The 12,600-nt window shown below is 59.4% G+C and carries 9 protein-coding genes; 3 read left to right on the top strand and 6 right to left on the bottom strand.

The genetic code is table 11. The features are described 5' to 3' along the window. Nucleotides 1-3,232: DUF6531 domain-containing protein (locus tag BMY54_RS10165; RefSeq protein WP_093431721.1), on the bottom strand; the 3,232-nt coding region annotated here is incomplete at its 3' end. A 243-nt stretch (nt 3,233-3,475) separates the two neighbouring features. On the opposite strand from BMY54_RS10165, the gene BMY54_RS10170 reads away from it, so the two are divergent. Next, a complete protein-coding gene (locus BMY54_RS10170; protein ID WP_093431724.1) occupies nt 3,476-4,171 on the top strand; it encodes an HAD-IA family hydrolase in 696 nt (231 codons plus the stop codon). A 73-nt stretch (nt 4,172-4,244) separates the two neighbouring features. On the opposite strand, the gene BMY54_RS10175 is transcribed toward BMY54_RS10170, so the two are convergent. Further along, nucleotides 4,245-4,991 carry a 3-oxoacyl-ACP reductase family protein gene (locus BMY54_RS10175; RefSeq protein ID WP_093431727.1) on the bottom strand — a complete coding sequence of 249 codons (747 nt, stop codon included), beginning with the start codon at nt 4,989-4,991 and terminating at the stop codon, nt 4,245-4,247. 126 nt (nt 4,992-5,117) lie between these two features. Between BMY54_RS10175 and BMY54_RS10180 the strand changes: the two genes are divergently transcribed. After that, nucleotides 5,118-6,041: a LysR family transcriptional regulator gene (locus BMY54_RS10180; RefSeq protein ID WP_093431729.1), complete on the top strand. Its 924-nt coding sequence runs from the start codon at nt 5,118-5,120 to the stop codon at nt 6,039-6,041. A gap of 120 nt (nt 6,042-6,161) precedes the next feature. Here the strand turns inward: BMY54_RS10180 and BMY54_RS10185 are convergent, their stop codons facing one another. From BMY54_RS10185 to BMY54_RS10195, 3 genes are all read right to left on the bottom strand, one after another. Beyond that, nucleotides 6,162-6,890: an aspartate/glutamate racemase family protein gene (locus BMY54_RS10185; protein ID WP_093431732.1), complete on the bottom strand. Its 729-nt coding sequence runs from the start codon at nt 6,888-6,890 to the stop codon at nt 6,162-6,164. 55 nt (nt 6,891-6,945) lie between these two features. Further along, nucleotides 6,946-8,484, bottom strand: a complete 1,539-nt coding sequence (locus BMY54_RS10190; RefSeq protein WP_093431735.1) for an NCS1 family nucleobase:cation symporter-1 — start codon at nt 8,482-8,484, stop codon at nt 6,946-6,948. 579 nt (nt 8,485-9,063) lie between these two features. Next, on the bottom strand, nt 9,064-9,798 hold the full coding sequence (locus tag BMY54_RS10195; protein WP_093431738.1) for a phosphoadenylyl-sulfate reductase: 735 nt from the start codon (nt 9,796-9,798) through the stop codon (nt 9,064-9,066). 165 nt (nt 9,799-9,963) lie between these two features. Between BMY54_RS10195 and thrH the strand changes: the two genes are divergently transcribed. Continuing rightward, on the top strand, nt 9,964-10,581 hold the full coding sequence (thrH, locus tag BMY54_RS10200; protein WP_007916444.1) for a bifunctional phosphoserine phosphatase/homoserine phosphotransferase ThrH: 618 nt from the start codon (nt 9,964-9,966) through the stop codon (nt 10,579-10,581). A gap of 86 nt (nt 10,582-10,667) precedes the next feature. Here thrH and pabB read toward each other — a convergent pair whose 3' ends face one another. Beyond that, complete coding sequence (pabB, locus tag BMY54_RS10205) at nt 10,668-12,011, bottom strand: aminodeoxychorismate synthase component I (protein WP_093431741.1); 1,344 nt, start codon at nt 12,009-12,011, stop codon at nt 10,668-10,670. Nucleotides 12,012-12,600: the final 589 nt, after the last annotated feature.

A 12,600-nucleotide genomic window follows, 5' to 3' on the forward strand; every position in this document is an offset into this window, starting at 1 on the left:
GGTAACGCAGGGTGCCCCAGCCCTGATGCTCGGTGATCAGCCGGTCCTGACGGTCGTACTCGAAGGCCAAAGGATGTTGCTGGCCGTCGTCGACATTGATCAAACGACCGAGGCGGTCGTATTGGTAGGTGACCTTGATCCCGTCGGGCAGGGTTTTGACCAGCAGGCGCCTGGCCGCATCGCGCTCATAAGCGGTGAGCAAACAAGAGCCATCATCACCGAACTCGGTCTTCTCCAGCAGATGCCCGTTGAGGTCATAGGCGTACGCTGTACGGCGGCCGTCAAAACCGACTTCCTGACGAATCAGCCCGGTCGGCGTGTAATCCAGCCGGTACTTTTCCCCGGATTCGTTTTCGATCTCGGTGAGCAGCAGTTGCGCATGGTCATAGCGGTATTGCACCCGCGTGCCGTCGGGGTTGATCCGCCGCGAGACCAGGTGCAGATCGTCGTCATACTCATAACGGGTGATGTGCCCCTGTTCATCGCGCTCGGCGGTGACCTGACCGTAGGCGCCGTAGCTGTAAGCGCGGGTGCTGCCGGTAGGAAATGTCGTCTGGATCAGTCGGCCGACGGCATCCCAGTGCTGACGGGTGACCGCACCGTGTTCGTCGGCAGTCGTGGTACGTCGCCCCAGTGCGTCGTAGGAAAAGCGCCGCACGCCACCGTCGGGCAAGGTCTCTTCGGTCAACTGGCCGAACCTATTCCAGACCAGCCGATGGCGGCTGCTGTCCGGGTAGCGGATCGACAGCAACTGGCCCCGGGTGTCGTAGTAGTAATGAGTAACCTGGCCGTCGGGGTCGACCGCTTCGGTGACATCGCCCTCGGCATTGCGCCGGTAGATCCACACCGCCTCTTCGCGAGAGCGTTTGTGCAGGAAACCGTTGCGATACTCGTAGGACGTTGGCGCCTCATCCGGTGGAATCAGCGCGATCAATCGTCCGACGTCGTCGTAGCGGTATTCGGTGACAGCGCCCAAGGCATCCTGCTCGGCAATCAAGCGTCCCGAGGCGTCATAAGCCTTGAGCTGCTCGCCACCGTCCGCCGAGACTTTACGCACCAGTCGCGCACGCTCATCGTGCACGTACGTCTCTTCGGTGCCATCGACGTAATGCACCGCGACACTGCCGTCGTCCGCCCAGACGTAACGCGTGTCCATCTGCGAAAACGACGCCCAGTGACGCACGCAGCGCGCGGCTTTCCCCGACCGTTCCCACTCCCAGAAGAAGCTCGCGCCACCGGCCAGTTGCCGCTGCAGAATCACGTGGGCATCGTCGTAGTCGTAGCGCTCGCTGTCACCGACGGCGTTGGTCGCTTCGATCAGGTGCTGATAGGCGTCGTAGCGGTAACTGACCAGCGCCTGTTCGGTGCCCCAGGCACCGTCGCGAAACACCTGGTAATCCACACCAAGCAACTGCGCGCGGTCATAGCGCAACAACAGCGAACGCCCGGCGCCGTTGTCCAGTCGCTGCACCCGGTCAGAGTGATCGCGCTGCACCGTCAGACGATTGCCATAGACATCGCTGATCGCCGTCAGCCGTCCTGCACGAAAGTGATAAAAGCGCGCCGTGTCCCCGGCCAGCGCGAGGATCAGCTCTTCCGGCTCCTCGCCCAGAAAAATCGCCGCCCGCGACAAACTGTTGTGAATCGCCGGCCGCTCAACGCTCGGCAGCGGGAAACGGGTACGGCGGTTTTCGTGGTCGACCCAGACCACAAAGTCGCCTTCAAACGCCAGCCGATGCGCCAGCGAATGACTCCAGCCAAACCCCAACCCAATATCGATTTCGGCGGCGCTGGAGCGATACAAGCGGGTGAACTCAAACGGCAACACGCCATCGAGCAGCGCATCGTTCAGGGTCAGCAGTTCTTCGCCGGTGACCATCGACACCGGGCAGCCGTTGGTGCAGGTGCGCGGCACACAATCGGCGCTGTCGCCGTTGGGGTTTTTCGCCTGATCCGGCGAATCGTCGTGAGGCTCATGCCGTTCCAACCGGCTCGAAGCACCAGACTTGTCCCGCGCCAGTGGCGCCGGATTCGGCACCGTCAACACCAGCGAATCGGCCTGACGAATGTTCAGCGGTATCGACGGTGTCGGTTTCAACTCAACGTCACGCGCGTGAAACATCAGCGGCTTCAACGCGCCCGCATGTTTGTTCAGTTCTGGCGCTGACGTTAATTCCGCGAGTCGCAATGCCGAGGCCGCCAGCCACTCCCGCGCGCGCGGCGACTTGATCTTCGCCAGCACCTTACTGCTCAAGCGCAGCGGCACGCCGACGCCGCCCGACACGCCCATCAACAGGAAGCTGATCAGCAATTCGACGCGCACCTCGGCCACCACTTCGGCCAAATGTTGCGGCGGCAGCATCTTCAGCCAACTGGTGAACGCGGCCAGATGAATGAACAGCAGCGGCTCGTCACTGAGGATCAACAGACCGTTGGCAATGGCGTCGCTGGAGGCATTCAATAACGCCTCAAGCTCGGCCTCGCTGAGGTATTCCAGCAACTTTTCACTGTTGGCCTGCAAGTCGGCGAGCAGGGCGAATACCTGGTGGATGTCATCCCAAACACCATTCAGGGCTTGCTCGAATCCACGCCAATCGGCCTGTTGCAACTGACCGTAACGCTCAAGAAATCCGGCGCTGGAAAATTCCTTCCACTGCGGCTGAAATTCACTCCATTCCCCGCGCAACCAGCCCTCCAGGCCATCGATGATGCCCTGATAGGAGGCGTACAACGTCTGCACATGGTCCGTGGACACATCGGGAAAGAAGGTGATGCGATAACGCTGGCCCCGATCGCAGTCGGTCACTTGCAGAATGCCGCTGGGGCCGATGGTGTAATGCAGCGGTTCGCCGAAAGTCAGCACGCCGCCGACATCGGCAAGCACCGGTTCGAGGGTTACCGGGGTGTTGCCAATCGGCACAAACCGCGCGGCCTCGAACATGTGCACCAGCGTCAGCGACCCGCTGGCCGAGCACATGGCCACGGATGAACTGAGCGGCTGGCGCGACTTGATCGGCGCGCTGAGGCGCACGTCGTTGCCGACGGTAAAGACCTGCTCGACATCCAGCGTGGTGCCTGTCCAGAACTGCTCGGCCCAGGCCTCGTAGTTGTTCAGGCACAGGCGGAATTCGCGGATCAGGTTGTCAAAATCCGGCTCATCGGGATTCAAAGCAGCAACAACGAGCAGGCCGATGCTGTTGTTCAGGGCCAGAAGCCGATCAGTTGGAAGCATTCGCAGTCTCTCGCGCACGTCAAAAAGGTGCGGGGACTTTGCGGGGGATCAATCAGGAAAGAAGTCGGGCGAGTAGGCGATGCCTGTAGGGCGTTTCGCTAAATATCTGCGAGTAGTTCATCGCTCAATAAACATTGGCCGTTGCTCAATGTCTGTCGCGCTCGTTATGCTGCTGAACCCTTTAATCAGATCCGAGCAGCGGTTCACCTGCCGCCTGGGATGTCTTTGTTAACGGATCCGATGATGAATGCACCGCTGAAGGCGTTCGGCCCGATCAAGGCCGTGATTTTCGATATGGACGGTTTGCTGCTGGACACCGAGGGCATTTACACCGAAGTCACTTCGCTGATTGCCCAGCGCTACGGGCGCACCTTCGACTGGAGCGTCAAACAGAACATCATTGGTCGTGGAGCCAACGATCTGGCCAATTACGTGGTGCAGGCACTGGATCTGCCGATCACCGCCGAAGAGTTTCTGGTGATCCGCGAACCATTGATGCGCGAGCGTTTTCCCACGGCGCAAGCGATGCCGGGTGCCGAGGAGCTGATTCGCCACCTCAAGGCGCACAACATCCCCATCGCCGTCGGCACCAGTTCGTCGCGGCAATCGTTCGGACAAAAAACCACGCTGCACCGCGACTGGTTCGTGCTGTTCGACTTCATTGTCACGGCGGACGATCCGGAAGTCGGCGCGGCGAAACCGGCACCGGATATCTTCCTGACCGCTGCCCGCCGTCTGGGTGTTGCACCTGAGGACTGCCTGGTGTTCGAGGATTCGCCGTTTGGCGTGACCGCAGCGAAAGCCGCAGGCATGACGGCCATCGCCATCCCCGATGCCGCCATGGCCGATGAAAAGTACGCACACGCTGACGGGATTCTTCGGAGTTTGAAAGCGTTCACGCCAAGTGCCTGTGGTTTGCCGGCGCTGGAATGGGTGTAAACATCTGAGACAAAAAAACGCCGCCCCTCTGTAAAAAGAGGAGCGGCGTTTTTCGTTCAGGCGACTCGAAAAATCAGGCGCCGAAACCACCGTCGATGGTCAGGCTGGCACCGGTGATGTAACCGGCTTCCGGGCCCGCCAGATAGGCGACGAAACTGGCGATTTCTTCGGCTTTACCGTAACGACCGACGGCCATCAACGGAATGAGGCTTTCGGCAAAGTCACCGTGCGCCGGGTTCATGTCGGTGTCGACCGGGCCAGGCTGGACGTTGTTGATGGTGATGCCGCGCGGGCCGAGGTCGCGGGCCAGACCTTTGGTCAAACCGACCAGCGCCGATTTGCTCATGGCGTACACACCGCCACCGGCGAAGGGCATGCGGTCGGCGTTGGTGCTGCCGATGTTGATGATGCGCGAACCTTCGCCCATGTGCTTGGCGGCTTCTTGCGAGGCGATGAATACGCTGCGCACGTTGATGGCCAAGGTCTGGTCGAAATCTTCCAGGGTGAAATCTTCCAGCGGAGCGACAGCCAGCACACCAGCGTTGTTGACCAGGATGTCGAGTCGGCCAAAGGCTTCGACCGTGGCGCTGACCGCGTGGCGGATCGCTGCGGCGTCGGCGCTGTCGGCCTTGATCGCCAGGGCTTTACCGCCGCTGGCGGTGATGCTGTTCTGTAACTCTTCGGCTTTGGCGGTGGAGCTGACGTAAGTGAAGGCTACTGCAGCGCCTTCAGCGGCCAGGCGTTTGACGATGGCAGCGCCGATACCACGGGAACCGCCTTGAATCAGAGCGACTTTGCCGCCGAGGTGTTGAGTGGTCATGTTCGATCTCCAGACTATTCAAGGCGGGATGCCTTGTTGTTGGTGCCGAGTATCGGCCTCTGATCCACAACCGTGTAGACCCTGATTGCTATAGTCTGTGTAAACCAAAAGTTTATAGTGGCGGCCATGGAAACCTTCAGCAGTATCGAATGCTTTGTCCGTAGTGCTGAGGTCGGTAGCTTTGCCGAGGCGGCGCGGCGCTTGAGTCTGACCCCGGCAGCGGTTGGCAAAAGTGTCGCAAAGCTTGAGGTGCGGCTGGGTGTGCGGCTGTTTCAGCGCAGCACCCGCAGTCTGACGCTGACCGAGGCGGGGCAGCTGTTTTTGAGTGAAGTCAGTGCCAGTCTGACCACGATCCAGAATGCCGTGGCCAATCTGGCCAGTGCCGAAGGGCAGCCGATCGGCACCTTGAAAGTCAGCATGGGCACGGTGTTCGGGCGCCTTTATATAGTGCCGTTGCTCGGCGAGTTTCTGCGGCGCTTCCCGGCGATCAATCCGGACTGGCATTTCGATAATCGTCAGGTCGATCTGATCGGGCAGGGCTTTGATGCGGCGATTGGCGGCGGCTTTGAGCTGCCACAAGGTGTGGTGGCGCGCAGATTGACGCCAGCGCATCGGGTGTTGGTCGCTTCGCAGGATTATCTGAACGGCAATCCTGCGATCACTCATCCGGACGATCTCAAGCAGCACGACGGCATTCTGATTCGCTCACCGCAAACCGGGCGTGTGCGTTCATGGCAATTGACGCACCGCGATCAGCAGCACAGTCCGTTGATGCTCAAGGCCAGGATGACCATGAGCGATTCCGAAGCCGCGTGTGCGACAGCAGCGCAGGGCCTGGGGATTGCACTGGTGAGCATGCCGTTTGCGGTGGGGTATCTGCAGGCGGGTACGTTGCAGCGGGTGTTGCCGGACTGGTTTGTCGATGATGGCAACATCTCGATTTATTACGCCGAACATAAGTTGTTGCCGGGCAAGACGCGGGCGTTTGTCGATTATGTGATTGAACAGTTTGCGGAACAGGGATTGGCGCGGCGCTTTAGTGCGATTTGAGCAAGGCCTGGGAACAAGGTGAAGGCCTTCGCGAGCAGGCTCGCTCCCACAGGGAAATGCATTCCAAATGTGGGAGCGAGCTTGCTCGCGAATGGGGCGACTCGGTTTCCGATGATGAGCCTAGCGGGCAAACCGCCCCGGCCAACCAATGATGTTCTTCGGTCGGGGTGTTGCATACGTTCGCACTTTCGACGTCGACAAGCGCAAGCGCACCAGCGATTCCGCAATCGTTACCGCCGCCGTGACGCCATCCACCACCGGCACGCCAGTGCGCCGACGAATCTGTTCATCCAGCCCGGCCATGCCGCCGCAACCCAGGCAGATCACCTCGGCTTTGTCCTGCGTCACCGCCAGTTCTGCCTGATGCACGATGGCTTCCAAGGCACGCTGTGGCTCGTGTTCCAGTTCCAGAACGGCCAGACCACTGGCCCGTACCGATGCACAACGATCCCACAGGCCGGATAATTTCAGCCGATCTTCGATCAGCGGTACGGTGCGATCCAGCGTGGTCACCACCGAATAGGCGTGGCCGAGAAACATCGCCGTGCTCGCGGCCGCATCGGTGATATCCACCACTGGCACGTTGAGCAATTCCTGCAGACCTTCGCGACCGTGCTCGCCGTAGCCGGCCTGAATCACGGCATCGAACGGCTGGTCGTAGGCCATCACCCGATCCATCACCGCGATGGCCGCCAGATAGCTTTCGAAGTTGCCTTCAATCGAGTCGGCGCCGAAAAACGGTGTCAAACCGACGATTTCGGTACCGGGCGAGGCGACAGCCTGCGCCGAGCGGGCAATGGCCTCGGTGATGGATTCGGTGGTGTTGACGTTGACCACGAGAATACGCATGGGGAAATCCTTATAGCGGGCAGTTCGGCGGCCCGAAGTCCGGGCCACGAGGGAATTAATGGCAGACGTTGTCGACAGCGATCGATTCGCCGCTGATGTCGGCGTAGTGCGGCTGGCGTTTGGCGATGATCAGATAAAGCATTCCGGCGATCCCGGCGCCGATCAGCCAGGAGAACGGCGAGACGCTGTGGAAACCCGGCACGAGCGCCAGGACGATGGCGATCAGCGCCGCAGGAATAAATGCCGCCACCGCACGGAAATTCACCCCACGGCTGTAGTAATAAGCGCCGTCGGGATCTTCGCTGTAGAGCTGCGGGACGTTGATCCGGCCTTTGCGGATCAGCCAGTAGTCGACCATGATCACGCCGTACAACGGGCCGAGCAGGGCGCCGAGGCCAGACAGGAAGTACACGATCACCAGCGGGCTGTTGTAGAGATTCCACGGCAGGATCAGCACAGCGATGGTTGCGCTGATCAGCCCGGCGCGACGGAACGTCAGGTACTTCGGCGCCAGGTTGCTCAGCACGAATGCCGGGGCGACGAAGTTGGCCATGATGTTCACCGCCACAGTGACGATCAGGAATGCCAGGCAACCGAGCACCAGGAAGAAGGTGTTGGGAATCGAGGCGATGATCTCGGTCGGGCTCTCGATGATCCGGCCGTTGATCTGAAATTGCGCACCGCAGAGCAGCACGGTAATCGCGGCGAATACCAGAATATTCACCGGCAAACCCCAGAAGTTTCCTACTTTGATGGTCTTGCGGCACGGCGATGAGCGGGCGAAGTCGCAGAAATTCAGAATCAACGTGCCGTAGATCGCCAGCCACAGTGCGCCGCCGGCAAAAATGTTGCGCCACATCTCGCCACCGGTCAGTGGCTCGCGGATCGACCAGGCGATGGTCGCGTTGGCCTGGAAGTACATCCACGCGGCGAGGGCGGCAACGGTCAGCAGAATCACTGGCCCGGCAAACGCTTCGTAACGGCGGACCATTTCCATGCCGTAGGCGAGGATCGCCAGTTGCACGAACCAGATCGCCACGAAGCACACCCAACCCAGCGACGACAGACCAAGAATCGAATCGTGGTCGTATTCGGCGAATCCGGGATGGACTGCAGTGAGCAATACGCGAAATACCACTGACGCCAGATACGTCTGAATGCCGAACCAGGCGATGGCGATAACCGCGCGGATCAGTGCAGGAATTTGCGCGCCGTGGATGCCGAAACTGATCCGGCTGATCACTGGAAACGGCACCCCGGTTTTTTGTCCCATGTAACCGGACAGGTTCATGAAGACATACACCAGCGCCGCGCCGATCCCCAGCGACAGCAGAATCTGCCAGCCCCCCAGGCCCAAGGCGTACAGACCGATGGCGAACGAGTAGTTGGCGATGTTGTGCACATCGTTGGTCCACAGGGCAAAGATGCTGTATTTGCCCCAGCGTCGACCTTCGGCCTTGGTTGGCGCCAGATCGCTGTTGTGCAGACGCGGACTGAGTTGTAACGGCTCGGCCAGACCGTCATGGGGTAACGGTTGGTCGAGAGCAGCGGCGGGCAGATTCAGCGCGATGTTGTTGGAGAGACTTGTACGCATTCCGGCAGGCTCCTGATGTTCAGGGCCGCGATGACTGTGCATGAGCCGTCAGGCTCGACAAATCTTCGTCGCGGCAGTGAAAGCATCACTGGTTACGGGGCATCTGCAGCCTGTACGGGATAGGGCGCTTCAGGCTTGCGGATCGAAAGTGGTTTTATGTTTTGCAGTTTTGTATACAAAACATGTATGCACCTAAGCCAGATCTGTGCCAGTCGTTGATCTATGTGCAGCCGTGCTCATTTCGAAAAGTTATCGATGTGCGCTAAGTGTCTGAAAATAATTGGCTAAAAATTGACCGGTTGAACAGGTATTTATTTTTGGCGGGGGATTTTGATGGCGGGCGGAGGCGAGGGATTTTTGGCAGGGATGTAACTTTTCAGGGCGCTTAAACAAAAAAGTGCACACATAAATGGCACCGATGGTGACATTCCTGTGTACATATTTATTGATTCGCTACAAAACCTTGTGGGAGCGAGCTTGCTCGCGAAGGCGGTGTGTCAGTTTAGGAAGATGCTGACTGACATTGCGCTTTCGCGAGCAAGCTCGCTCCCACAGGGAATGGGGTGACAATTAGAAGGATTACGCCTTGCTGATGATATTCCCGGCATGCAACCCGCACTCTTTCTGCGTCGCCTCTTCCCACCACCAGCGGCCTTCGCGCTCGTGCTGATTCGGCAGGACAGGGCGGGTGCACGGTTCGCAGCCGATACTGATAAAGCCGCGCTCATGCAGGCTGTTGTACGGCAACTCGAGCATGCGGATGTAACCCCAGATCTCTTCGCTGGTCATCTGCGCCAACGGGTTGAACTTGTACAGGGTGCGCTCGGGGGTGGAGAACGCGGTATCGATTTCCATCACCGCTACAGCACTACGAGTGCCCGGGCTCTGGTCGCGGCGCTGGCCGGTGGCCCAGGCTTTGACGGTGGACAGTTTTCGGCGCAGCGGCTCGATCTTGCGGATACCGCAGCATTCGCCGTGGCCGTCCTTATAGAAACTGAACAGGCCTTTTTCCTTCACGAACGGTTCGAGTTTCGTGTAGTCCGGCGACACCAGTTCGATGTCGATCTTGTAGTGCTCGCGCACCTGATCGATGAAGCGGTAGGTCTCCGGGTGCAGACGGCCGGTGTCGAGGCTGAACACCTTGACGTTCTTGTTGAGCTTCCAGGCCATGTCCACCAGCACCACATCCTCGGCGCCGCTGAAAGATATCCACAAGTCATCGCCGAACTCGGCGAACGCGAGTTTGAGGATGTCTTGCGCGGATTTGTTGGCATAGGTCGTGGCGAGTTCCACGACGTCGAACGTTGCACTCATCAGGGCGGCTTCCTACAGGTCGGTGGCGCTGGGCGCTCTATATGGCGCTGATGGTAACAAAAAGCTGCACGGCTCGGGGGCGTGCTGTGCATTGCGCGTCTGCATGTGAGTCGCTAGAGTTCGGCCTCGCTCGACTCAAATAATCAATACAAACGGGAGTGTCTTGTGGAAATTGCTTGCCTGGATCTTGAAGGGGTGTTGGTGCCGGAAATCTGGATCGCCTTCGCCGAAAAAACCGGAATCGAATCCCTCAAGGCCACCACCCGGGACATTCCCGATTACGACGTGCTGATGAAGCAGCGCCTGCGCATCCTCGATGAGCACGGCTTGAAGCTGTCGGACATTCAGGAAGTGATCGCCACACTGAAGCCGCTGGACGGCGCGGTGGAGTTCGTCAACTGGCTGCGCGAACGCTTTCAGGTGGTGATTCTGTCGGATACGTTTTACGAGTTCTCGCAGCCGCTGATGCGGCAGCTGGGCTTTCCGACGTTGCTTTGCCATCGCCTGATTACTGACGAAACCGGGCGGGTCACCAGCTATCAGTTGCGCCAGAAAGATCCCAAGCGCCAGTCGGTACTGGCGTTCAAGAGCCTGTATTACCGGGTGATTGCGGCGGGGGATTCGTATAACGACACGACGATGCTGGGCGAGGCTGATGCGGGGATTCTGTTTCATGCGCCGGAGAATGTGATTCGTGAGTTCCCGCAGTTTCCTGCGGTGCATACCTTCGCTGAGTTGAAGCAGGAATTCCTCAAAGCCTCAAATCGCGACCTGAGTTTGTAGTCGTCTGGAAGGGCCCCTTCGCGAGCAGGCTCGCTCCCACTTTTGGAATGCATTCCCCTGTGGGAGCGAGCCTGCTCGCGAAGCTTTTAGAGGTTTTGCAGGGTTTCCAGCAGAACCTTCACTTTGGTAATCGACTCCTGATATTCAGCCTGCCAATCCGAATCGGCCACAATTCCGCCACCGCCCCAGCAGCACACCTGCCCATCCTTGACCAACAGACTGCGAATCGCGATGGAACTGTCCATCTCGCCGCGCACGTCCAGATACAGCAACGAGCCGCAATACAACCCACGCCGCGTCGGTTCCAGCTCATCGATGATTTGCATCGCGCGAATCTTCGGCGCGCCGGTAATCGAGCCACCGGGGAAGCTGCCGGCAATCAAATCCAGTGCGTCACGATTATCCGCCAACTCACCGGTGACGCTACTGACCAAGTGATGCACGTTCGGATAGCTTTCCAGACTGAAAAGCTCCGGCACTCGCACCGAACCGATGCGGCAGGTGCGCCCGAGGTCGTTGCGCAGCAGGTCGACGATCATCAGGTTTTCCGCACGATCCTTGGGGCTGGCCAGCAGTTCGGCGGCGTTCGCGGCATCTTCAGTCGGGGTCATGCCGCGCGGACGGGTGCCTTTGATCGGCCGGGTTTCCACCTGACGGTCGCTGACTTTGACGAAGCGCTCTGGCGACAGACTCAAAACGGCACCGCCATCAGGCAGGCTCTGGAAACCGGAGAACGGCGTCGGGCAGGCTTCGCGCAATGCGCAATAAGCCAGCCACGGATCGCCTTGGCATGAAGCGCGAAAGCGCTGAGCGAAGTTGACCTGATAGCAATCGCCGGCCTGGATGTAATGCTGGATGCGCTCGAAGGCCTGACGATAATTGTCGGCCGAGAGGTCGGCGGTCATTGGCTGGTTCAGTTTGAACGGCGCCATCGACTCGACAAGCGGCTGGCTGAACAGCGCGATCAGCCGCTGTTTCTCGCTATCGATCACGGATGGATGAAACACCAGTTGGCTGCTGGCCGTCTGGTGATCGCTGATCAGCGCCCAGTCGTACAGGCCAAAGCGGGCATCCGGCAATTGCAGATCATCCAGCGCCTGGCTCGGCAGGTTTTCCAGATGCCGACCGAAATCGTAGCTCAGGTAGCCGATCAAACCGCCAGCGAATGGCAGGTCGAAACCCGTTGGCAAATCAGCCTTGCCCAGACGGGTCAGATTATCCCGCAGGCGCTGAAGGAATACGCCGCCGCTTTCGTCGGGCAACACCGCCAGATGTTCCAGCGGCCAGGCGCTGAGCAGGTCATAACGACCACGGCCGGCACTCGGCCGGCCACTGTCGAGCAGCACGGCGCCGGGCGCGTTGCGGATGGCCGCGAAGTAGTCGGCGGGATTGGCATGGTAGGGCAGCGGGTGTACGGAACAGGTCAACATGGGCGGGGCAGATCGGCCGTTGAGGCGGGGTGGGGATTGTAGTCCTCTCTCGGCTGTCAGATCAAAATCAAAAGCCTACCCCCTCACCCCAACCCTCTCCCCCAAGGGGGCGAGGGGGAAAGGGAGCAGATCTTCATGCTTTTCAAGATCCGAGTTCGGCTCGATATTTCAAGCTGGCGAGGGGGAAAGGGAGCAGATCTTCATGCTTTTCAAGATCCGAGTTCGGCTCGATATCTAAAGCTGGCGAGGGGAACGGGAGCAGATCTTCATGCTTTTCAAGACCCGAGTTCGGCTCGATATCTCAAGCTGGCGAGGGGGAAAGGGAGCCGATCTTCATGCTTTTCAAGACCCGAGTTCGGCTCGATATCTCAAGCTGGCGAGGGGAAAGGGAGCCGATCATCATGCTTTTCAAGACCCGAGTTCGGCTCGATATCTCAAGCTGGCGAGGGGAAAGGGAGCAGATCTTCATGCTTTTCAATGCCGGAGTTCGACTCAAGACGTTCAGGTCGGCGTACCTCGAACATCCACCTCGGTCAGTCCCCTCTCCCTTTGGGAGAGGGCTAGGGTGAGGGGCTTTTTGTTTTTCAGC

Source organism: Pseudomonas sp. ok266, assembly GCF_900110195.1.
GTDB classification, from domain to species: domain Bacteria; phylum Pseudomonadota; class Gammaproteobacteria; order Pseudomonadales; family Pseudomonadaceae; genus Aquipseudomonas; species Aquipseudomonas neuropathica.